Raw genomic sequence first — 21,423 nt, 5'->3', positions numbered from 1 at the left:
CATTGAGCAGCAGCAATCCGCTGCGTGACGTGTCGGACCGGCGGCTCCCGCGCATCGCGGGGCCGTCCGGTCTGGTCATCTTCGGCGTCACGGGGGACCTGTCCCGCAAGAAGCTGATGCCCGCCGTCTACGATCTGGCCAATCGCGGACTGCTGCCGCCGGGGTTCTCCCTGGTCGGGTTCGCCCGACGGGAGTGGGAGGACCAGGACTTCTGCCAGGTCGTCCACGACGCGATCAAGGAGAACGCCCGGACCCCGTTCCGCGAGGAGGTCTGGCAGCAGCTGAGCCAGGGCTTCCGCTTCGTCCCGGGCACCTTCGACGACGACGAGGCCTTCCGCAAGCTGAAGGCCACCATCAACGAGCTCGACAAGGCCCGCGGCACCGGCGGCAACTTCGCCTTCTACCTCTCGGTGCCGCCGAAGTTCTTCCCCACCGTCGTCCGGCAGCTCAAGGAGCACGGGCTGTCGGAGGGGCAGGGCGACTCCTGGCGGCGCGCCGTCATCGAGAAGCCGTTCGGCCACGACCTGGAGAGCGCCCAGGAGCTCAACCACATCATCCACCAGGTGTTCCAGCCCGCGGACGTCTTCCGGATCGACCACTACCTGGGCAAGGAGACGGTCCAGAACATCCTGGCGCTGCGCTTCGCCAACACCATGTTCGAGCCGATCTGGAACCGCAGTTACGTCGACCACGTGCAGATCACGATGGCCGAGGACATCGGCATCGGCGGCCGGGCCGGCTACTACGACGGCATCGGCGCCGCACGGGACGTCATCCAGAACCACCTGCTCCAGCTGCTGGCGCTGACCGCGATGGAGGAGCCCTCCTCCTTCGACGCCAAGGCCCTGGTCACCGAGAAGCTGAAGGCGCTCAAGGCCGTCCGGCTCCCGGAGGACCTGGGCAAGCACACCGTGCGCGGCCAGTACAAGCACGGGTGGCAGGGCGGCGAGGAAGTGCTCGGCTACTGCGAGGAGGAGGGCATCAGCTCCCACTCGCGCACCGACACCTACGCCGCCATCAAGCTGTCCGTCGACAACCGCCGCTGGGCCGGGGTGCCGTTCTACCTGCGCGCCGGCAAGCGGCTGGGCCGCCGCGTCACCGAGATCGCGGTCGTCTTCCAGCGCGCGCCGTACTCGCCCTTCGACACCACCGACACCCATGAGCTGGGGCAGAACGCCCTGGTCATCCGGGTCCAGCCGGACGAGGGCGTCACCATCCGGTTCGGCTCCAAGGTGCCGGGCACGTCGATGGAGATCCGCGACGTCACCATGGACTTCGCGTACGGCGAGTCCTTCACCACCTCCAGCCCCGAGGCCTACGAACGGCTGCTGCTGGACGTGCTGCTGGGCGACGCCAACCTCTTCCCGCGGCACCAGGAGGTGGAGGAGTCCTGGCGCATCCTCGACCCCATCGAGGAGTACTGGGACACCCACGGCAAGCCGGAGGAGTACACCGCCGGCACCTGGGGCCCCAGGGCCGCGGACGAGATGCTCGCACGAGACGGACGGAGCTGGCGCCGGCCATGAACATCGACCTCACGGACACCACCTCCAGCCAGATCAACTCCAGCCTGGTGAAGGCGCGGCGGGCCGCCGGCTCGCCGGCCGTCGGCATGGTGCTGACGCTCATCATCGTCACCGACGAGGGCAACCACTACGACGCGCTGAAGTCGGCCAGCCAGGCCTCCCAGGAGCACCCCTCGCGCATCCTCGTGGTCATCAAGCGGCCGGGGCGCTCGCCCCGGGACCGCAAGCTGGCACGGCTCGACGCGGAGGTGCGGGTCGGCGGGGAGACCGGCACCAGCGAGACGGTGCTGCTGCGGCTCCACGGCGAACTGGCCCACCACGCCCACTCGGTGGTGCTCCCGCTGCTGCTGCCGGACACCCCCGTGGTCGTGTGGTGGCCGGAGGACGCGCCCGCGCACCCCAACGAGGACCTGCTGGGCAAGCTGGCCGCCCGGCGCATCACCGATGCCTCCGCCACCGAGGACCCCGTCTCCACGCTCGCGCTGCGGGCCGAGACCTACACGCCCGGCGACACCGATCTGGCGTGGACCCGGATCACCCCGTGGCGCAGCGTGCTGGCGGCCGCCCTGGACCAGCGGCACGCGCCGGTCGAGTCGGCCGTGGTCGAGGGCGAGGCGTACAACCCGAGCAGCGAACTGCTGGCGCTGTGGCTGGCCGACCGGCTGAAGGTGCCGGTCGCCCGCAAGGTGTCGGCGGGGCCGGGCCTGACGGCCGTTCGGCTGACGACCGGTGAGGGCGAGATCTGCCTGCACCGGGCGGACGGCTCGCTGGCGGCGCTGAAGATGCCGGGGCAGCCGGACCGGCATGTCGCACTCCAGCGGCGGGAGACCTCCGAGCTCATCGCGGAGGAACTGCGGCGGCTCGACCCGGACGAGGCGTACGCCGCCACGGTCCGGTTCGGCGCCGGACGGCTCGGCAAGCAGACGATCCAGCCGGAGACGGTGAACGGGGCGCGGTCGGCACCGGCGGCCGGGGCGCCGGCGGCCGGGCGGACGCCGCCCGAGCCGGAGCCGGCGAAGCCGTCGGCCCCGGCCCACCGGGCGCTGGAGGCCCCGCGGCCCGCGCCGCCGGGCCCGGCCGGTTCCGCCGGTTCCGCCGGTTCCGCCGGTTCCTCCGGCCCGCCGTCGCCGCCGCCTCCGCCGCCGGGGGCGCGGCCCCTGGAGGGCGTCCGGCCGCAGCCGCCGCGCAAGGATCCGGGCGACCCGGGCGGCCCCGCCGGGAGGCAGGCCCCGTGAGCGCTCCGCAGATCGTCGTCCACCGCGACAAGGAACTCATGGCCAAGGCCGCCGCGGCCCGGCTGATCACGAAGATCGTGGACGCCCAGTCGGCGCGCGGCTCCGCCTCGGTGGTGCTCACCGGCGGCCGCAACGGCATCGGGCTGCTGGCCGCGCTCGCCGGATCACCGGCGCGGGACGCCGTGGACTGGTCACGGATCGACCTGTGGTGGGGGGACGAGCGCTTCCTGCCCGCGAACGACCCCGAACGCAACGAGGCCCAGGCCCGCGAGGCCCTGCTGGACGCACTGCCCCTCGATCCGGCCCGGGTCCACCCGATGGCCGCCTCCGACGGCCCGCACGGCGCGGACGTGGACGCCGCGGCCGCGGCGTACGCCGCCGAGCTGGAACGGGCCACCGTCCCGGAGGACCACGGTCCGGTGCCGGCCTTCGACGTGCTGATGCTGGGGGTCGGTCCGGACACCCATGTGGCCTCGCTCTTCCCGGAGTTGTCGGCCGTACGGGAGACGGAGCGGACGGTGGTCGGGGTGCACGGCGCCCCCAAGCCGCCGCCGACCCGGATCTCGCTGACCCTGCCCGCGATCCGCGCGGCCCGCGAGGTGTGGCTGCTGGCGGCGGGCGAGGACAAGGCCAAGGCGGTGGCGCTCGCGCTCTCCGGCGCCGGGGAGATCCAGGTGCCGGCGGCGGGCGCGTACGGCACCCGGCGCACCCTGTGGCTGCTCGACCGGGCCGCCGCGGCCGGACTGCCGCGCGAGATGTACCCGCCCGCCTCGCCCTGACGCGTCGCCCGCGGCTCGGCCGCTCGTACCGGGAACGGCCCGGGACCGTGCACCACCGTGCACACGGTCCCGGGCCGTTCCGTGTCCCGAGCGGCTTGCCTAGCGTCCGCGCAGGGCGCGGTAGCGGGAGACGAGGGCGGCCGTGGAGGCGTCCAGACCGGGCACGTCGGCCCCCTCGGTGAGAGCCGGCTCGATCCGCTTGGCCAGCACCTTGCCCAGCTCGACGCCCCACTGGTCGAAGGAGTCGATGTTCCAGACGGCGCCCTGCACGAAGACCTTGTGCTCGTAGAGCGCGACCAGCTGGCCGAGGACCGAGGGGTTCAGCTCGGGGGCCAGGATGGTGGTGGTGGGGTGGTTTCCGCGGAAGGTGCGGTGCGGCACCTGCTCGGCCGGTACGCCCTCCGCCTCGACCTCCTCGGCCGTCTTGCCGAAGGCGAGCGCCTGGCCCTGCGCGAACAGATTGGCCATCAGCAGGTCGTGCTGGGCGGCGAGCCGGTCGTCGAGTTCGCCGGCCGGGCGGGCGAAGCCGATGAGGTCGACCGGGATCATCTTGGTGCCCTGGTGGAGCAACTGGTAGTACGCGTGCTGCCCGTTGGTGCCGGGCGTGCCCCAGACGACCGGTCCCGTCTGCCAGCTCACCGGGCGGCCCTCGCGGTCCACGGACTTGCCGTTGGACTCCATGTCGAGCTGCTGGAGGTAGGCGGTGAACCGGGAGAGGTAGTGGCTGTACGGGAGCACGGCGTGCGACTGGGCGTCGTGGAAGTTGCCGTACCAGATGCCCAGCAGGCCGAGCAGCAGCGGGGCGTTCTCCTCCGGCGGCGCGCAGCGGAAGTGCTCGTCCATGAGGTGGAAGCCGGCCAGCATCTCGCGGAAGTGGTCCGGGCCGATGGCGATCATCAGCGACAGCCCGATGGCCGAGTCGTAGGAGTACCGGCCGCCGACCCAGTCCCAGAACTCGAACATGTTGGCCGGGTCGATGCCGAACCGCGCGACCTCCGAGGCGTTGGTCGACACCGCCACGAAGTGCCGGGCGACCGCCGCCTCGTCGCCGCCGAGCCCGTCCAGCAGCCAACTGCGGGCGCTGGTGGCGTTGGTGATGGTTTCGATGGTGGTGAAGGTCTTGGAGGAGATGACGAACAGCGTCGTCTCCGGGTCCAGGTCGCGCAGCGCCTCGTGCAGATCGGCGCCGTCGATGTTGGAGACAAAACGGAACGTCAGCTCGCGTGCCGTGTAGGGCCGCAGCACCTCGTAGGCCATGGCCGGGCCGAGGTCGGAGCCGCCGATGCCGATGTTGACGACGGCCCGGACCGGCTTGCCGGTGTGGCCCGTCCACTGGCCGCCGCGGACCTTGTTGGCGAAGACGCACATCTTGCCCAGGACGGAGTGGACGGCGGGGACCACGTTCTCCCCGTCCACCTCGACGACCGCGTCGTGCGGGGCGCGCAGCGCGGTGTGGAGCACCGCCCGGCCCTCGGTGTTGTTGATCTTCTCGCCGCGGAACATCGCGTCCCGCAGACCGGCCACCCCGGCCGCCGCCGCGAGATCGCGCAGCAGAGCGAGCGTCTCGTCGGTCACCAGGTGCTTGGAGTAGTCCAGATGGAGGTCACCGGCCCGGAGGGAGTAGCGCCCGGCGCGCTCCGGGTCGCCCGCGAAGAGCTCCCGCAGTCCCACCTCCCCCATTTTCTCCCGGTGCTGAGCCAACGCGGTCCACTCCGGCATGCGGTCCAGCCTGCCGCGGCCTTCTGCGTTCATCTCGGACATCGACCCACTTCTTCTCGTACGAGCCCCCACTGCGTCTTCCAACCTAAGGGATCACGCGGCGGCAGGAGGCGTCCCCTCGCGGTCCGGGGCACGGAGGGCCGGTATCAACGCCAGTGCGCCGAGCGCGAAGAGGGCCGCCGTCAGCAGGGCGGGGGTGTTGAGCCCCCAGGCCGCGGCGGCCGCGCCGCCCAGCACGGCACCGAGCGGGGCACTGCCGGTGGACAGGGTGCGGCTCGCCGCGCTCACCCGGCCGAGCATCCCGGCCGGACTGCGCTGCTGCACCATCGTCACCTCGGTGACGTTCCAGACCATGCCGATGACGCCGAAGACCCCGAGTGCGGCCAGCGCGGCGGGCAGACCGCGGACCGAACCGAGCACGACCAGGCAGCCGATCTGCAGGAGGAGACCGAGAAACAGGGCGCGGGCCTGCCCGGCCCGGCGGGTGACCCGCCCGGCGACCAGGCCGCCCAGGACGCTGCCGACGCCGTAGGCCGTGAGGACGGCGGCGTAGCCCGTCTCCCCCGCGCCCAGCCAGCCCGTCACATGGAGCACCAGCGTCGCGATCAGGGCGCCCATGCCCACGCTGGACAGCGCGTTGGAGAGGCACAGCGACCGCAGCACCCGGTCCCGCCACAGCACCCGGATGCCCTCGGCGATGTCCCGGCGGAGGGTCCGGCCCGGGGGCCGCGGCTTCCGTTCGGGCGCGGTGACGCGGAGGGAGGCGATGAGCGCCGCCGCCGCAAGATACGTCGCGGCGTCGGCGGCGTAGGGCGCGGCCGCGCCGAGGGCCAGCGCCGCCGGCACCAGGGGCGCGGCGAGGAACGACCCCGCGATCTGCTGGCCGGTCATCAGCCGGGCGTTGGCCGAGGAGAGCGCGGAGCCGGGGACGACGGAGGGCAGCAGGGCCGTGGCCGCGTTGTCGAAGAGGGTCTGGAGGGTGGTGAGCGCGAAGGCCAGCGCGATCAGCAGGGCGATCGTCGCGAGACCGAGGGCCACGGCGAGAGCGAAGGCCGCCATCAGCGCGCCCCGGAGGACGTCCACCGACCACATGGCCCGGCGCTGGTCCACCCGGTCCGCCACGGCCCCGCCCAGCAGCCCGAAGAGCAGCCAGGGGAGGAATCCGCAGGCGGTCACCAGGGAGACGAGGAACGGGTCGTCCGTGAGCCGCACGGCGAGCAGCGGGAGCGCCGCCCCGCGCAGGGCGTCACCGAAGCGGGACAGGACGGCGGCCGCCCACAGCCGTCCGAACCCGCCCCGCCAGACGGGTGCGGCGGGGCCGGCGGCCTCCGCCGCTCCCGGCCCGGCTCCCGCACCCGCGTCCGTACCGGTGGCCGTGCCAGTGGCCGTGCTGCCCGTGCCCGTCTCCGCGCTCATCACCGCTCCCCCGCCGTGCCGCCCGCCGCACCGGCCCCGTGGATGTCTCCCGTACGCCGGAGAACCTAGCCGCGGGCACTGACAGCGGCATCGGGAGCATTCCTCATCCGGGGCCTCAGGTACGGCTCTCCGGTCCTCAGGCGGCTCAGGGGCCCGCCGTCCCCGTGCCGTACACGGCGGACGGCCCGGCCGCCAGGGGTCGCCTGGCGGCCGGGCCGTGGAAAGTCGTCGTGCCGGTGTCCGGCCGGTGTCGCGCGAGGGCTCAGATCTCGCCGCGGAGCTTGGCCAGCGCCTCGGCGAGGATCGCCTCGCCGTCGGCGTCGCTGCGGCGCTCCCGCACATACGCGAGATGGGTCTTGTACGGCTCGGTGCGCGGCGGGTCCGGTGGGTTCTCCCGGTCCTGACCGGCGGGGAAGCCACAGCGCGGACAGTCCCAGGTGTCGGGGACCTGCGCGTCGCTGGCGAAGCTCGGCTGCGTCTCGTGCCCGTTCGAGCACCAGAAGGAGATGCGGAGGCGCGGAGCGGACTCGCCCCGCTCGGCCTCCCCCATCGGCCCCGCGCCGACCCGGCTTCCACGGATCGCGTTGCCACTTGCCACGGTCGTAACTCCCTGCGTGATGGTGCTGCGAAGCATCGGTAGGCAGCTCAGCTACCGGGCGCCCCAGTCTATGCAAGGCCCAACGCGCGTCCAGTGGCCGGAGTTACAAAATCCGCCCCGCGGACGCAAGCCCATGATAGGCCGCGAACACGACGATCCGTCAGCTGTCCAGCTTCATCAGGATCCCCAGAGCGACGATGCAGGCGAACCAGATGAGCCCGACCACGACGGTGATGCGGTCGAGGTTGCGCTCGGCCACCGAGGACCCGCCGACGGAGGACTGCATGCCACCGCCGAACATGTCGGACAGACCGCCGCCCTTCCCCTTGTGCATGAGCACCAGCATCATCAGCAGACCACTGAAGATGATCAGGGCGATCGAGAACCCCATAACCACGACTGGACCAACTCTCTCGGGCTTGACGGCTGACTGCGACAGTTCGGGGGCCGGCGGCTGTGTGCCGTCCCGGCCCCCGACAGAGTACGCCGGACTGTGCTGTCCGGCCTACTTCCCGGTCTCTTTACTGGTCGCGGAACCGGACGATCTTGACGAACTCGTCGGCGTCCAGCGCCGCGCCGCCGACCAGGGCCCCGTCCACATCGGGCTGCGCCATGATCGCCGCGACGTTGCCGGACTTCACCGAGCCGCCGTACTGGATCCGGACCCCGTCCGCCAGTTCCCGGCTGTACACCTCGGCCAGGCGGCCGCGGATCGCGCCGCACACCTCCTGGGCGTCCTCGGGGGTGGCCACCTCGCCGGTGCCGATGGCCCACACCGGCTCGTAGGCGATCACGATGGACGCGGCCTGCTCGGCCGGGATGTCCTTCAGGGCGCCGTCGACCTGGGCGAGCGTGTGCGCGACCTGGTTGCCGGCCTTGCGGACGTCCAGGCCCTCGCCGACGCAGAGGATCGGGGTCAGGCCGTGCTGGTACGCGGCCTTGACCTTGGCGTTGACGATCTCCTCGTCCTCGCCGTGGTACTGCCGGCGCTCGGAGTGGCCGATCGCGACGTAGGTGCACTTCAGCTTGGCGAGCATGGAGCCGGAGATCTCGCCGGTGTAGGCGCCGTTGTCGTGGGCGGAGACGTCCTGGGCGCCGTAGGCGATCCTCAGCTTGTCGCCGTCGACCAGGGTCTGCACCGAGCGCAGATCGGTGAAGGGCACCAGAACGGCGACCTCGACGGCGTCGTAGTCCTTGTCGGACAGGGCGAAGGCGAGCTTCTGGACGTGCGCGATGGCCTCGAGGTGGTTGAGGTTCATCTTCCAGTTGCCCGCCATGAGCGGGGTGCGGCCGTGGGCGGGAGCGGTCATGCGGGGTCAGTCCTCCAGTGCGGCGAGGCCGGGGAGCGTCTTGCCCTCGAGGTACTCGAGGCTCGCGCCACCGCCGGTCGAAATGTGGCCGAAAGCGTTCTCGTCGAAGCCCAGCTGCCGCACGGCGGCGGCGGAGTCGCCACCGCCGACGACGGAGAAGGCCGGGCTGTCGAGGAGCGCCTGGGCGACCGCGCGGGTGCCCTCGGCGTAGTCCGGGTGCTCGAAGACGCCCATCGGGCCGTTCCAGAAGACGGTGGCCGCGTCGGCGAGCTTCGAGGCGAAGAGCTTACGGGTCTCCGGACCGATGTCCAGGCCCTGCATGTCGGCCGGGATGACGTCCGCGGAGACCGTGACCGGGTTCGCCGGGGCCTTCGTCTTCAGGTCCGGGAACTCGGCGGCCGCCAGCACGTCGACGGGGAGTACGAACTCCACGCCCTGCTCCTTCGCCCGCGTGAGGTACTCGCGGACGGCCGGGATCTGGTCCTCCTGCAGCAGCGAGCCGCCGATCTCGTGCCCCTGGGCCTTGAGGAAGGTGTACGCCATGCCGCCGCCGATCAGGATGCGGTCGGCCTTGCCCAGCAGGTGGTCGATCACGCCGAGCTTGTCGGAGACCTTGGCACCGCCGAGCACGACGGCGTACGGGCGCTTGACGTCCTCGGTGAGCTTCTTCAGGACGCCGACCTCGGTGGCGATGAGACCGCCGGCGGCGTGCGGGAGGCGGGCCGGGAGGTCGTAGACGGAGGCGTGCTTGCGGTGGACCGCGCCGAAGCCGTCGCCGACGTAGAGGTCGGCGAGGGCGGCGAGCCGGTCGGCGAAGGCGCCGCGCTCGGCGTCGTCCTTGCTCGTCTCCCCCGGATTGAAGCGGAGGTTCTCCAGGACGGCGACCTGGCCGTCGGCGAGCCCCTCCACGGTGGAGCGGGCGCCGTCGTCCACGGTGTCGGCCGCGAACGCGACGTCCCGGTCCAGCAGTTCACCGAGGCGCGCGGCCGCGGGGGCGAGGGAGAACTTCGGGTCCGGGGCGCCCTTGGGACGGCCCAGATGGGAGGCGACGATCACCTTGGCGCCCGCTTCGGCGAGCCGGGCGATCGTCGGGAGGACGGCGCGGATGCGGCCGTCGTCGGTGATGGTGGTGCCGTCGAGCGGCACGTTGAGGTCGGCGCGGACGAAGACCCGCTTGCCCGCCACCCGGAGGTCGTCAATCGTCTTCATGAGGGGACTCCTTGTGAACCCGTGAGCCGGGGTGCCTGATCAGGCAGCAGGGCCCGCGCGTGTGGCCGCGGGCCCTGCTGTCTCATGTCGAGCTGTCCGGTGCGGCGGTGGTCAGAGCTTGCCGCCGACGAACGTGGTCAGGTCCACCATGCGGTTGGAGTAGCCCCACTCGTTGTCGTACCAGCCGACGACCTTGACCTGCTTGCCCTGCGCCATGGTGAGCAGGGAGTCGAAGGTGCAGGAGGCCGGCCAGTTGACGATGTCCGAGGAGACGATCGGGTCCTCGGTGTACTCCAGGACGCCCTTGAGCTGGCCCTCGGCTGCCTTCTGGAAGGCGGCGTTGACCTCGTCGCGGGTGACCTCGCGGTCGAGCTCGATGACGAGGTCCGTGACCGAGCCGGTCGGGACCGGGACGCGCATGGCGATGCCGTCCAGCTTGCCCTTGAGCTGCGGCAGGACCAGCGCGGTGGCCTTGGCGGCACCCGTGGAGGTCGGGATGATGTTCTCCGCGGCGGCGCGGGCCCGGCGCAGGTCCTTGTGCGGGAAGTCGAGGATGCGCTGGTCGTTGGTGTAGGCGTGGACGGTCGTCATCATGCCCTTGACGATGCCGAAGGCCTCGTCGAGCACCTTGGCCATCGGGGCCACGCAGTTGGTCGTGCAGGAGGCGTTGGAGATGACGTGGTGCTGAGCGGCGTCGTACTTGTCCTGGTTGACGCCCATCACGATGGTGATGTCCTCGTTCTTCGCGGGCGCGGAGATGAGGACCTTCTTGGCGCCGGCGGCCAGGTGCTTGGCGGCGTCGTCGCGCTTGGTGAAGATGCCGGTCGACTCGATGACGATGTCGGCGCCGAGCTCGGACCAGGGCAGGTTCGCCGGGTCCCGCTCCGCCATCGTCTTGAAGGTCTTGCCGCCCACCGTGATGGTGTCCTCGGTGTGGCTGACCTCGGCCTGCAGACGGCCCAGAATGGAGTCGTACTTGAGCAGGTGCGCCAGAGTCGCGTTGTCGGTCAGGTCGTTGACACCGACGATCTCGATGTCCGCACCCTGCTCCAGGGCGGCCCGGAAGTAGTTGCGGCCAATGCGGCCGAATCCGTTGATGCCTACGCGGATCGTCACGAACCGATCTCCTCGTTGGTACGCCGGTTGCGACACCGGCGAGCTGTATGGGATTCCCCGACCACCACCGACCCTACCCCTAAGAGAGGACGTTCGTGACATTGGCGCCGCCCTCCCGGCCCGGTCCCGCCATGCGGACAGCGGGCCCGGCGGAGCCCGTCCGGAGCGGATCGGCCGGGCGCCCCCGGCACCGGTCCGGCGCCGCCCGCGGACAGCCCGGCGGGCGCCGGGAACTGACGGAACGTCAGTGGAGCTGGCCGGCCATCTCTCCGGAGAAGTCCTCGGCCATGTCCTCGGTGAGACCGGCCTCGGTGCCGGGGATGCCGAGGTCCTGGGCGCGCTTGTCGGCCATCGCCAGCAGCCGCCGGATGCGGCCCGCCACAGCGTCCTTGGTCAGCGGCGGGTCGGCGAGCGCCCCCAACTCCTCCAGGGACGCCTGCTTGTGCTCCATGCGCAGCCGTCCGGCCGCGGCGAGGTGCTCCGGCACCTCGTCGCCGAGGATCTCCAGCGCCCGCTGGACCCGGGCACCGGCCGCGACGGCGGCGCGCGCCGAGCGGCGCAGATTGGCGTCGTCGAAGTTGGCGAGGCGGTTGGCGGTGGCGCGCACCTCCCGGCGCATCCGCCGCTCCTCCCAGGCCAGTACGGACTCGTGGGCGCCGAGCCGCGTCAACAGCGCGCCGATCGCATCACCATCACGGACGACCACCCGGTCGACACCGCGCACCTCGCGGGCCTTCGCGCCGATGCCGAGCCGGCGGGCCGCGCCGACTAGGGCGAGCGCGGCCTCGGGGCCGGGGCAGGTGACCTCCAGCGAGGAGGAACGGCCGGGCTCGGTGAGGGAGCCGTGCGCCAGGAAGGCCCCGCGCCAGGCGGCCTCGGCGTCACACGTGGCGCCGGAGACGACCTGCGGGGGAAGCCCGCGGACCGGCCGGCCGCGGCCGTCCACCAGCCCCGTCTGACGGGCGAGTTGGTCGCCGCCCGCCACCACGCGGACGACGTAGCGGCTGCCGCGCCGGAGCCCTCCGGGGGCCATCACCACCAGGTCCGACGCGTGTCCGAAGATCTCCAGAATGTCCTTGCGGAGCCTCCGCGCCGCGATTCCCGTGTCCAGCTCCGCCTCGATCACGATCCGGCCGCTGACGAGGTGCAGGCCGCCCGCGAACCGCAGGATCGACGAGACCTCCGACTTCCGGCAGCAGGTCCGGGTGACGGGGAGCCGGGAGATTTCATCCTTCACCGCTGCCGTCATCGCCATGGGCCGATCCTTCCATGCATCCTGAAAATCCGGTCGTACGCGGCGGCCAGCAGCTCGGGGTCGTGCCGGGCCGAGCCGTCCGGCGCGGCCACCGGCGCCAGTTCGACCGCGCCGCCGAGCCGCTCGGCGGCTTCGGTGAGACTGTCGCGGTCGGGCACGGCGGCCTCGTCGGCCAGCACCACGTCAAAGGCGAGTTTAGGTGCGTGTCGGGCCAAAACCTCCAAATGACGCTGCGGGGAGAAGCCGTCGGTTTCGCCGGGCTGCGGCGCGAGGTTCAGCGAGAGCACGCGGCGGGCCTTGGTCTCCGTCAGCGCGTCGAGCAGCTCCGGGACCAGGAGATGCGGGATCACGGAGGAGAACCACGACCCGGGGCCGAGCACCACCCAGTCCGCGTCGAGGACCGCCTCGACGGCCTCCGGCACCGCCGGCGGGTCGGCCGGGACGAGGTGCACGGACTGCACCTCGCCGCGGGTGAGCGCGACGGTGGCCTGGCCGCGGACGGTGTCCACGTCCTCCGGGCGGGCCGGGTCGTGGCCCCGCACCAGGGCCTCCAGCTCCAGCGGGACCGCGGACATCGGCAGCACCCGGCCGTGCGCCCCCAGCAGCCGGCCGACCCACTCCAGGGCCTGAACGTGGTCGCCGAGCTGCTCCCAGAGGGCGACGATCAGCAGATTGCCCACGGCGTGGCCCTGGAGGTCCCCCTCCCCCGCGAAGCGGTGCTGGACGACGCGGGCCCAGGTCTGGCCCCATTCGTCGTCCCCGCAGAGCGCCGCGAGGGCCTTGCGCAGATCGCCCGGCGGTAGCACGCCGAGTTCGTCGCGGAGCCGGCCGCTGGAGCCGCCGTCGTCGGCGACGGTGACGACGGCCGTGAGGTCGCCGGTGATGCGGCGGAGCGCGGCGAGCGAGGCGGACAGGCCCTGCCCGCCGCCGAGCGCGACGACCTTGGGGTTCGTCCCCCGCCGCCGCACGGTGTGGCCCGTGCGGGAGGCCGTGTGGCCGGTGCGCGCCGGCATCAGCCGCCGGACCCTTCCGCCCAGCCGGGAACCGGGCTCGGGCTGCCGCGGGCTTCTCACTCGCGCCCCATGTCCCGGTGGACCACCACGGTCTCCACGCCCTCGGCGGCCAGGCGGGCGGCGATCTTCTCGGACATCGCCACACTGCGGTGCTTGCCGCCCGTGCAGCCGACGGCGACGGTCACATAGCGCTTGCCCTCGCGGCGGTAGCCGGCGGCGATGAGCTGGAGCAGCTCGGTGTAGCGGTCGAGGAACTCCTTGGCACCGGGCTGGTTGAAGACATAGCCGGACACCTCCTCGTTGAGGCCGGTGAAGGGGCGCAGCTCGGGGACCCAGTGCGGGTTGGGCAGGAAGCGGCAGTCGACGACGAGGTCGGCGTCGACCGGGAGGCCGTACTTGTAGCCGAAGGACATGACGGTTGCCCGCAGCTCGGGCTCCTCGCCGCCGGCGAACTGGGCGTCCATCTTGGCGCGCAGCTCGTGGACGTTGAGGCTGGAGGTGTCGATGACGAGGTCCGCGTCGCCGCGCAGCTCGCGCAGCAGGTCCCGCTCCGCGGCGATGCCGTCGACGATCCGGCCGGAACCCTGCAGCGGATGCGGGCGGCGGACGGATTCGAAGCGCCGTACGAGGGCGTCGTCGGACGCCTCCAGGAAGATCACCCGGCGCCTGACGTTCTTGGCGGCCAGGTCGGCGAGCGACTGGCGGAGGCTGTCGAAGAAGCCGCGGCCGCGGACGTCGACGACGACCGCGATCCGGGCGACGTTCCCCTGGGAGCGCGCCCCCAGGTCCACCATGGTGGGGATCAGCGCCGGGGGGAGGTTGTCCACGACGAACCAGCCGAGGTCCTCCAGGCACTTCGCCGCGGTGCTGCGGCCGGCCCCGGACATGCCGGAGATGATGACCAGCTCGGGGATGGCGGCCGTGTCCGCCGCGTCCGCCGTGGTGCCCGTACTCACCTGAGCTTCTTCTCCTTCGTGGCCGTTCATGCTCGCTGCCCCCGTATCCCCGGCGGCGGGGAAGCCGCCGGCTCGTCCTCTTCCATCATCTCTCCGGTCGCGGTGTTCACCGCGGGAGCGGCCGGCGCGGCGGTGGCGAGCGCCGCGGCGACCTGCTCGGCCGTCCGGCGGCCGATCCCGGGGACCTCGCAGATCTGTTCGATCGTGGCGGCCCGGAGCCGTTTCACGGAGCCGAAGTGCTTCAGCAGCGCCTTGCGGCGGGTCTCGCCCAGCCCGGGTACCTCGGCCAGCGGCCCGGCACGCAGGCTCTTGCCCCGTTTGCTGCGCTGGTAGGCGATGGCGAAACGGTGTGCCTCGTCACGGACCCGCTGGAGGAGGTAGAGCCCCTCGCTGGTGCGGGGCAGGACGACGGGGTCGTCCTCGCCGGGCAGCCAGACCTCTTCCAGGCGCTTGGCGAGACCGCAGACGGCGACGTCGTCGATGCCGAGCTCGTCCAGGGCGCGCCGGGCCGCCGCGACCTGCGGCTGCCCGCCGTCGACCACGACGAGCTGCGGCGGGTAGGCGAACCGGCGGGGCCGGCCGGTCTCGGGGTCAACGGGGCCGCCGGGGAGGCCGGGCTCCGGGGCCGCGCCGTTCGCCCCGTTCGCCCCGTTCCCGCCGTTCCCCTCGGGGCCGTCCCCCGTCTCCTCGTCCCACTCGCCGGTCGCCATCTTCTCGCGCAGATAGCGGCGGAAGCGGCGGCCGATGACCTCGTGCATGGCGCGGACGTCGTCCTGGCCGGCGAAGCTCTTGATCTGGAAGCGGCGGTACTCGCTCTTGCGGGCGAGGCCGTCCTCGAAGACCACCATGGAGGCCACGACGTCCTCCCCCTGGAGGTGGGAGATGTCGAAGCACTCGATCCGCAGCGGTACGGAATCCAGGCCGAGCGCCTCCGAGATCTCCTCCAGGGCCCGGGAGCGGGTGGTGAGGTCGGAGGCACGCTTGGTCTTGTGGAGGACGAGCGCCTGCTGGGCGTTGCGCTGCACCGTCGCCATCAGGTCCTTCTTGTCGCCGCGCTGCGGTATCCGCAGGTCGACGCGGGAGCCGCGGCGCCCGGCGAGCCAGTCGGCGAGCGGCTCGACGGGATCGGGCAGCGCCGGGACCAGCACCTCGCGGGGGACGCCCTCGCCGCTCTCCTCCCCGTAGAGCTGCTGCAGGGCGTGCTCGACGAGGCCGGCGGTGTCGACGGCCTCGACCTTGTCGGTGACCCAGCCGCGCTGGCCGCGCACCCGGCCGCCGCGGACGTGGAAGATCTGGACGGCGGCCTCCAGTTCGTCCTCGGCGACGGCGATCAGATCGGCGTCGGTGGCGTCGGTGAGGACGACGGCGTTCTTCTCCATGGCCCGGCGGAGCGCCTCGATGTCGTCGCGGAGGCGGGCGGCCCGCTCGTACTCCATCTCCCCGGCGGCCTCGCGCATCCGCCGCTCCAGGCGCTGGAGGTAGGCGCCGGTGCGGCCGGCCATGAAGGCGCAGAAGTCCTCGGCGAGCTCGCGGTGCTCCTCCGCGCTCACCCGGCCGACGCAGGGGGCCGAGCACTTGCCGATGTAGCCGAGGAGACAGGGGCGGCCGATCTGCGCTGAGCGCCTGAACACACCGGCGGAGCAGGTCCGCACCGGGAAGACCCGCAGCATCAGGTCGACCGTCTCGCGGATGGCCCAGGCGTGGGCGTACGGGCCGAAGTAGCGCACGCCCTTCCGCTTGGGACCGCGCATCACCTGCACACGGGGGAACTCCTCGTTCATCGTCACCGCGAGGGACGGATAGCTCTTGTCGTCGCGGTACTTGACGTTGAAGCGGGGGTCGAACTCCTTGATCCAGGAGTATTCGAGCTGGAGGGCCTCGACCTCGGTGGAGACCACCGTCCACTCCACCGACGCCGCGGTGGTGACCATGGTCCGGGTGCGCGGGTGGAGGCCCGCCAGGTCCTGGAAGTAGGAGGAGAGCCGCTGGCGGAGGCTCTTCGCCTTGCCGACGTAGATCACGCGGCGGTGCTCGTCACGGAATTTGTAGACCCCGGGCGAGTCGGGGATCTGTCCCGGCTTGGGTCGGTAACTGCTGGGGTCTGCCATGGCTCCACCCTACTGGCGCGGTAGGACACCGCCGCCTGTTCCCCGCCCCGGCGCGGGCGCCGTTCGCGGCGGGCTTTCCGGGGCTTCCGGGGTGTTGGCGGCACCGGCGGGGCGGGCCCGCCGCGGGCCTTGCTCCTTCGGGCCTCGGCTGGAGGCCCGCTTCGGCCGCGGTTCCGGGCCCGCCGTCGGATCACCCCGTCCGGGCGCGGTCGCCGGCCGACGTCCCGGCCCCTCCCGGCCGGCGGTCAGGCGTCCCCGCCGGCCACCAGCCTGCCGTCCTTCACGGAGACCGGGACGGCGGGCAGCGCCTTGGTGGCCGGGCCGCGCAGCACCTTGCCGGTCTCGGCGTCGAAGCGGCTGCCGTGGCAGGCGCAGTCCGCGCCGGTGCCCTCCACGGAGCTCAGCACACAGCGCTGGTGGGTGCAGACGGCGCTGAACGCCTTGTACTCGTCCCCGGCCGGCCGGCTGACGAGCACCCGCTGCTCCCGGTAGAGCCTGGCGCCGCCGACGGGAACCTCGTCGGCGGCTCCGAGGTCGACCGGCGCGGAGGGGGTCTCCCCGCCGCCGGCTCCGCCGCCGCCGTCGCCGCACGCCGCGAGCCCGGCCCCGGCGGCACCGGCGAGCGCGGCCCCGCGGAGCAGGGTGCGGCGGGAGGCTGCGGGCTGGCTGGTCATGGGAACCCCCTGGTCGGAGCATGGTGCGGATGGCGCCGGCCGCCCAGGGCCACGGACCGGGCCGGCGGTCCGGCACCGGTCGCGGCGGGCGGATGCCGCTGTCCCCGAACCCTACCGGCGGCCCGTCGGCGCAGCCGACTGCACCCGCCCTCCCCGGCGCCGGACAGGCCCGGCTCGGGCCCGGCTCGGCGGCCCGGGCGGGACGGGACCGGCGCCGGACGGACGCGGGGCACGCGGGACCGTGGACGCACCGGCCCGCCCCGGGCCAGGATGGGACCTGTGATCGTCATAGCCGGTGAAGCCCTGATCGACCTCGTTCCGTCCGCCGCTCCGGAGCCCTCGCCCCCGGGCTCCGGGCCCGGCGGGCTGCCCGCCCTGGCCCCCCGGCTCGGCGGCGGGCCGTTCAACACCGCCCTGGCCCTGGGCCGGCTCGGCGCCCGGGCCGCGTTCTGCTCGCGGGTGTCCTCGGACCGTTTCGGTACGGAGCTGCTGCGCGCCCTGCGCGCGGACGGGGTGGACACCGCGCTGGTGCAGCGCGGGCCGGAGCCCACGACGCTCGCCGTCGCGGAGATCGGCGCGGACGGGTCGGCCGGCTACCGCTTCTACGCGGAGGGGACGGCGGACCGGCTGTTCGAGCTGCCCGGTCCCCTGCCCCCGGACACCCGGGCCTTGTCGCTGGGCACCTGCTCGCTCGTGCTGGAGCCGGGCGCGAGCGCGTACGAGGCGCTGCTGCGGCGGGAGGCGGCGCGGGGCGTCCTCACGGCGCTGGACCCCAATATCCGGGCGGAGCTGATCCCCGACGCCGACGCCTACCGGGCGCGGTTCCGGTCCTGGCTGCCCTCGGTCGGACTGGTGAAGCTGTCGGTGGAGGACGCGGAGTGGCTGGGCGGGGACCCGCGCGCGTGGCTGGAGGCCGGCCCGGACGCCGTGGTGCTGACGCGCGGCGGGGCCGGGCTGACGGTGCTGACCCGGGACGGCGAGTGGTCGGTGCCGGCCGAAGCCGTCGAGGTGGTGGACACGATCGGCGCCGGCGACACCGTGAACGCCGCACTGCTGCACCGGCTGGACGCGCACGGTGCCCTGGTCCGGGGCGGTCCGCGGCGGCTCTCCGGCGAGGACTGGCGGGACGTCCTGGCGTACGCCTCCCGGGCGGCGGCGGTCACCTGCTCCCGGGCGGGCGCCCGGCCGCCGTACGCGGAGGAACTCACCGGCCGGTCCTGAGCCGCCGGCCCGGGCAGGGCGGCGGGCCGGGCGGACACCGAAAGGGCCCGGACCCGGGAGGCGGGTGCCGGGCGCGGAGGGCCCGGGACACGGCACGGCGCCCCGGCCCGGCGCCGCGCGGAGAAGCGCGGACCGGGGCCGGGGCGCCCGTCGTCAACCCGGCTGGACGGCCGCCCCTACCGCACGGCCGCCGCCGTCACTTCGCGGCCGCCGCGACCCGCTTGCGTGCCCCGGAGCGCTTCTTCGCGGCCGGGACCGGGGCGTCGCTCACCGTGTCCAGGATGTCGCGGAGGAACTTGCCGGTGTGGCTCGCGGGCACCGCGGCGACCTGCTCGGGTGTGCCCTCGGCCACCACCAGACCGCCGCCGTTCCCGCCCTCCGGGCCCATGTCGACGACCCAGTCCGCGGTCTTGATCACATCGAGATTGTGTTCGATGACGATCACCGTGTTGCCCTTCTCCACCAGCCCGGAGAGCACCGTGATCAGCTTGCTGATGTCCTCGAAGTGCAGCCCGGTGGTGGGCTCGTCCAGCACGTAGACCGTGCGGCCGGTGGAGCGCTTCTGCAGCTCGCTGGCAAGCTTCACGCGCTGGGCTTCACCGCCGGAGAGGGTCGGCGCGGGCTGCCCGAGGCGGACGTAGCCGAGCCCCACCTCGTGGAGCGTGCGCAGATGGCGGGAGATCCTCGGCACCGCCTCGAAGAAGTCGAGTGCCTCCTCGATCGGCATGTCCAGGACCTCGGAGATGGACTTGCCCTTGTAGTGCACCTCCAGCGTCTCCCGGTTGTAGCGCGCGCCGTGGCAGACCTCGCACGGGACGTACACGTCCGGGAGGAAGTTCATCTCGATCTTGATCGTGCCGTCGCCGGAGCAGTTCTCGCAGCGTCCGCCCTTGACGTTGAAGGAGAAGCGGCCCGGCTGGTAGCCGCGGACCTTGGCCTCCATCGTCTCCGCGAAGAGCTTGCGGATGTTGTCGAAGACACCGGTGTAGGTGGCCGGGTTGGACCGCGGGGTGCGGCCGATGGGCGACTGGTCGACGTGGACGACCTTGTCGACGAGGTCGTCGCCCTCGACCCGGGTGTGCCGGCCGGGCACGGACTTGGCGCCGTTGAGCTCGCGCGCCAGGTGCGTGTAGAGGATGTCGTTGACCAGGGTGGACTTGCCGGAGCCGGAGACGCCCGTGACGGCGGTGAACACACCGAGCGGGAAGGAGACGTCGATGTCCTGGAGGTTGTTCTCCCGCGCGCCGTGCACGGTCAGCTGCCGGGCCGGGTCCACCGGGCGCCGGCTCGCGGGCAGCGGGATGGACTTCTTGCCGGACAGGTACTGGCCGGTCGCCGACTCCGCGTTGGCCAGCAGCTCCGCCAGCGGCCCGCTGTGCACCACATGGCCGCCGTGCTCGCCGGCGCCGGGGCCGATGTCCACCACCCAGTCCGCGGTCTTGATGGTGTCCTCGTCGTGCTCGACGACGATGAGGGTGTTGCCGAGGTCGCGCAGCCGGACCAGGGTCTCGATCAGCCGGTGGTTGTCGCGCTGGTGGAGTCCGATGGACGGCTCGTCGAGGACGTAGAGCACGCCGACCAGACCGGAGCCGATCTGGGTGGCGAGCCGGATGCGCTGGGCCTCGCCTCCGGAGAGGGTGCCCGCGGCGCGGTTGAGGGAGAGGTAGTCGAGGCCGACGTCCACGAGGAAGCGCAGCCGCTCGTTGACCTCCTTGAGCACCCGCTCGGCGATCGTCTTCTCGCGGTCGCTGAGCTTCATCTCCCGGAGGAAGTCCGCGCAGTCGCTGATGGACATCGCGGCGACCTCGGCGATGGAGCGCCCCTGGACCGTGACCGCGAGGACGACCGGCTTGAGCCGGGTGCCCTCGCAGGCCGGGCAGGGCACCTCGCGCATATAGCCCTCGAAGCGCTCACGGCTGCTGTCGGTCTCCGCCTCGCTGTGCCGGCGGCGGACGAACGGCACCGCCCCCTCGAAGGCGGTGGTGTACGCCCGCTCGCGGCCGTAGCGGTTGCGGTAGCGCACCTCGATCTGCGTGCGGTGGCCGTACAGCAGGGCCTTCTTGGCGCGCTGGGGCAGCCCCGCCCAGGGGATGTCGGTACGGAAGCCGAGGGCGTCGGCGAGGGCGTCGATCAGCCGGCCGAAGTACTCCTTGCTGTGCCCGTGCGACCAGGGGTGCAGGGCGCCCTCGTCGAGGGACTTCTCCTCGTCCGGGACGACCAGTTCCGGGTCGACCTCCATGCGGGTGCCGATGCCGGTGCACTCGGGGCAGGCGCCGAAGGGCGAGTTGAAGGAGAAGGAGCGGGGCTCCAGCTCCTCGAAGGAGAGATCGTCGTGGGGGCAGTACAGGTGCTCCGAGTACATCCGCTCGCGCTCGGGGTCGTCCTCGGGGAGGTCGACGAAGTCGAGGACGACCATGCCGCCGGAGAGCCCGAGGGCGGTCTCGACCGAGTCCGTCAGCCGCCGCTTGGCGCCGGCCTTGACGGTGAGGCGGTCGACGACCACCTCGATGGTGTGCTTCTCCTGCTTCTTGAGCTTCGGCGGATCGCTGAGCTGGACGGTGGTGCCGTCCACCCGGGCGCGGCTGTAGCCCTTGGTCTGCAGGTCGGAGAAGAGGTCGGCGAACTCGCCCTTGCGCTCCCGGACCAGCGGGGAGAGCACCTGGAAGCGGCTGCCCTCGGGCAGTTCCAGCACCTTGTCGACGATCGCCTGCGGCGACTGCCGGGCGATGGGGCGGCCGCACTGGGGGCAGTGCGGCTTGCCGATCCGGGCGAAGAGGAGCCGGAGGTAGTCGTAGACCTCGGTGATGGTGCCGACTGTGGAGCGCGGGTTGCGCGAGGTCGACTTCTGGTCGATGGAGACGGCCGGGGAGAGACCCTCGATGAAGTCGACGTCGGGCTTGTCCATCTGCCCGAGGAACTGCCGTGCGTAGGAGGAGAGCGACTCGACGTAGCGGCGCTGGCCCTCCGCGAAGATCGTGTCGAACGCGAGGGAGGACTTGCCCGAACCCGACAGGCCGGTGAAGACCACGAGGGCGTCGCGGGGCAGGTCGAGGGAGACGTTCTTGAGGTTGTGCTCGCGAGCGCCACGAACGATGAGACGGTCGGCCACGCCGGTCGGCACCTTTCTTGAGAAAGCGACGGGGGTGCGGTGCGGAGCCCCGGACCCAGGGTATGAGGCGTGCCACGGCGGTGTCCCGGCGATGGGACACGGCTTCGGGCCCAGCCCGAGCCTATCGCACGCATTTTCGATTACTGTCGGATGGCCGCCTCTTCCGTCCTCTCGTCCGT

Annotated in this window: 17 protein-coding genes; 4 read left to right on the top strand and 13 right to left on the bottom strand. The window is 72.5% G+C overall.

Translation table 11 applies throughout. The features are described from left to right. Positions 1 to 2 precede the first annotated feature (2 nt). From zwf to pgl, 3 genes are read left to right on the top strand one after another with little or no spacing between them, the layout of a single operon-like run. Positions 3 to 1,526: a glucose-6-phosphate dehydrogenase gene (gene zwf / locus E4N63_RS25380; protein WP_125623629.1), complete on the top strand. Its 1,524-nt coding sequence runs from the start codon at positions 3 to 5 to the stop codon at positions 1,524 to 1,526. After that, entirely contained in the window at positions 1,523 to 2,761 is a 1,239-nt protein-coding gene (gene opcA / locus E4N63_RS25375) for a glucose-6-phosphate dehydrogenase assembly protein OpcA (protein ID WP_230241773.1), read from the top strand. Before zwf ends, opcA begins: the two co-directional genes overlap by 4 nt. Further along, complete coding sequence (pgl, locus tag E4N63_RS25370; protein WP_230241772.1) at positions 2,758 to 3,540, top strand: 6-phosphogluconolactonase; 783 nt, start codon at positions 2,758 to 2,760, stop codon at positions 3,538 to 3,540. The genes opcA and pgl overlap by 4 nt, the downstream gene beginning before the upstream one ends. A gap of 99 nt (positions 3,541 to 3,639) precedes the next feature. Here pgl and pgi read toward each other — a convergent pair whose 3' ends face one another. The 12 genes from pgi to E4N63_RS25310 form a co-directional block, all read right to left on the bottom strand. After that, the gene (pgi, locus tag E4N63_RS25365) at positions 3,640 to 5,292 is read right to left on the bottom strand and encodes a glucose-6-phosphate isomerase (RefSeq protein ID WP_230242653.1); all 1,653 of its coding nucleotides are present in this window, start codon (positions 5,290 to 5,292) and stop codon (positions 3,640 to 3,642) included. 60 nt (positions 5,293 to 5,352) lie between these two features. Further along, a complete protein-coding gene (locus E4N63_RS25360) occupies positions 5,353 to 6,675 on the bottom strand; it encodes an MFS transporter (RefSeq protein ID WP_230241771.1) in 1,323 nt (440 codons plus the stop codon). Positions 6,676 to 6,937: 262 nt separating this feature from the next. Then, positions 6,938 to 7,273: an RNA polymerase-binding protein RbpA gene (locus E4N63_RS25355; protein WP_078649359.1), complete on the bottom strand. Its 336-nt coding sequence runs from the start codon at positions 7,271 to 7,273 to the stop codon at positions 6,938 to 6,940. Positions 7,274 to 7,433: 160 nt separating this feature from the next. Next, positions 7,434 to 7,664 carry a preprotein translocase subunit SecG gene (secG, locus tag E4N63_RS25350; RefSeq protein WP_125623633.1) on the bottom strand — a complete coding sequence of 77 codons (231 nt, stop codon included), beginning with the start codon at positions 7,662 to 7,664 and terminating at the stop codon, positions 7,434 to 7,436. 130 nt (positions 7,665 to 7,794) lie between these two features. Beyond that, positions 7,795 to 8,583 (bottom strand): triose-phosphate isomerase, encoded by a 789-nt coding sequence (gene tpiA / locus E4N63_RS25345; protein WP_230241769.1) that lies wholly within the window; start codon positions 8,581 to 8,583, stop codon positions 7,795 to 7,797. A 6-nt stretch (positions 8,584 to 8,589) separates the two neighbouring features. After that, on the bottom strand, positions 8,590 to 9,792 hold the full coding sequence (gene pgk, locus E4N63_RS25340; protein ID WP_230241768.1) for a phosphoglycerate kinase: 1,203 nt from the start codon (positions 9,790 to 9,792) through the stop codon (positions 8,590 to 8,592). Positions 9,793 to 9,903: 111 nt separating this feature from the next. Beyond that, positions 9,904 to 10,908 (bottom strand): type I glyceraldehyde-3-phosphate dehydrogenase, encoded by a 1,005-nt coding sequence (gene gap, locus E4N63_RS25335; protein WP_043463156.1) that lies wholly within the window; start codon positions 10,906 to 10,908, stop codon positions 9,904 to 9,906. Positions 10,909 to 11,152: 244 nt separating this feature from the next. Further along, complete coding sequence (gene whiA / locus E4N63_RS25330; RefSeq protein ID WP_230241766.1) at positions 11,153 to 12,163, bottom strand: DNA-binding protein WhiA; 1,011 nt, start codon at positions 12,161 to 12,163, stop codon at positions 11,153 to 11,155. Continuing rightward, on the bottom strand, positions 12,154 to 13,176 hold the full coding sequence (gene yvcK / locus E4N63_RS25325; RefSeq protein WP_125623635.1) for a uridine diphosphate-N-acetylglucosamine-binding protein YvcK: 1,023 nt from the start codon (positions 13,174 to 13,176) through the stop codon (positions 12,154 to 12,156). The genes whiA and yvcK overlap by 10 nt, the downstream gene beginning before the upstream one ends. 56 nt (positions 13,177 to 13,232) lie before the next feature. Next, positions 13,233 to 14,162, bottom strand: a complete 930-nt coding sequence (gene rapZ / locus E4N63_RS25320) for an RNase adapter RapZ (RefSeq protein WP_125623636.1) — start codon at positions 14,160 to 14,162, stop codon at positions 13,233 to 13,235. Then, positions 14,159 to 16,240, bottom strand: a complete 2,082-nt coding sequence (gene uvrC, locus E4N63_RS25315) for an excinuclease ABC subunit UvrC (protein ID WP_230241765.1) — start codon at positions 16,238 to 16,240, stop codon at positions 14,159 to 14,161. Before uvrC ends, rapZ begins: the two co-directional genes overlap by 4 nt. A 245-nt stretch (positions 16,241 to 16,485) precedes the next feature. Continuing rightward, positions 16,486 to 16,914, bottom strand: coding sequence for a ubiquinol-cytochrome c reductase iron-sulfur subunit (locus E4N63_RS25310; protein WP_230241764.1), 429 nt, complete (start codon positions 16,912 to 16,914; stop codon positions 16,486 to 16,488). Positions 16,915 to 17,193: 279 nt separating this feature from the next. On the opposite strand from E4N63_RS25310, the gene E4N63_RS25305 reads away from it, so the two are divergent. Continuing rightward, positions 17,194 to 18,135 carry a carbohydrate kinase gene (locus E4N63_RS25305; RefSeq protein ID WP_125623639.1) on the top strand — a complete coding sequence of 314 codons (942 nt, stop codon included), beginning with the start codon at positions 17,194 to 17,196 and terminating at the stop codon, positions 18,133 to 18,135. Positions 18,136 to 18,331: 196 nt separating this feature from the next. On the opposite strand, the gene uvrA is transcribed toward E4N63_RS25305, so the two are convergent. Beyond that, positions 18,332 to 21,256 (bottom strand): excinuclease ABC subunit UvrA, encoded by a 2,925-nt coding sequence (uvrA, locus tag E4N63_RS25300; protein ID WP_228429733.1) that lies wholly within the window; start codon positions 21,254 to 21,256, stop codon positions 18,332 to 18,334. Positions 21,257 to 21,423 lie beyond the last annotated feature (167 nt).

The sequence above is a fragment of the Streptomyces sp. MNU89 genome, from assembly GCF_020982505.1.
Lineage (GTDB): Bacteria > Actinomycetota > Actinomycetes > Streptomycetales > Streptomycetaceae > Streptomyces > Streptomyces xinghaiensis.
The sequence above is the reverse complement of the archived record's forward strand: the minus strand, read 5'-3'. Positions and strand labels throughout refer to the sequence as shown.

Excerpts from the sequence above, each read along its gene's own strand:
- opcA (WP_230241773.1), top strand. The coding sequence starts at position 1,523 with ATGAACATCGACCTCACGGACACCACCTCCAGCCAGATCAACTCCAGC.
- pgi (WP_230242653.1), bottom strand. The coding sequence starts at position 5,292 with ATGAACGCAGAAGGCCGCGGCAGGCTGGACCGCATGCCGGAGTGGACC.
- E4N63_RS25360 (WP_230241771.1), bottom strand. The coding sequence starts at position 6,675 with ATGAGCGCGGAGACGGGCACGGGCAGCACGGCCACTGGCACGGCCACC.
- secG (WP_125623633.1), bottom strand. The coding sequence starts at position 7,664 with ATGGGGTTCTCGATCGCCCTGATCATCTTCAGTGGTCTGCTGATGATG.
- tpiA (WP_230241769.1), bottom strand. The coding sequence starts at position 8,583 with ATGACCGCTCCCGCCCACGGCCGCACCCCGCTCATGGCGGGCAACTGG.
- pgk (WP_230241768.1), bottom strand. The coding sequence starts at position 9,792 with ATGAAGACGATTGACGACCTCCGGGTGGCGGGCAAGCGGGTCTTCGTC.
- whiA (WP_230241766.1), bottom strand. The coding sequence starts at position 12,163 with ATGGCGATGACGGCAGCGGTGAAGGATGAAATCTCCCGGCTCCCCGTC.
- yvcK (WP_125623635.1), bottom strand. The coding sequence starts at position 13,176 with ATGCCGGCGCGCACCGGCCACACGGCCTCCCGCACGGGCCACACCGTG.
- rapZ (WP_125623636.1), bottom strand. The coding sequence starts at position 14,162 with ATGAACGGCCACGAAGGAGAAGAAGCTCAGGTGAGTACGGGCACCACG.
- uvrC (WP_230241765.1), bottom strand. The coding sequence starts at position 16,240 with ATGGCAGACCCCAGCAGTTACCGACCCAAGCCGGGACAGATCCCCGAC.
- E4N63_RS25310 (WP_230241764.1), bottom strand. The coding sequence starts at position 16,914 with ATGACCAGCCAGCCCGCAGCCTCCCGCCGCACCCTGCTCCGCGGGGCC.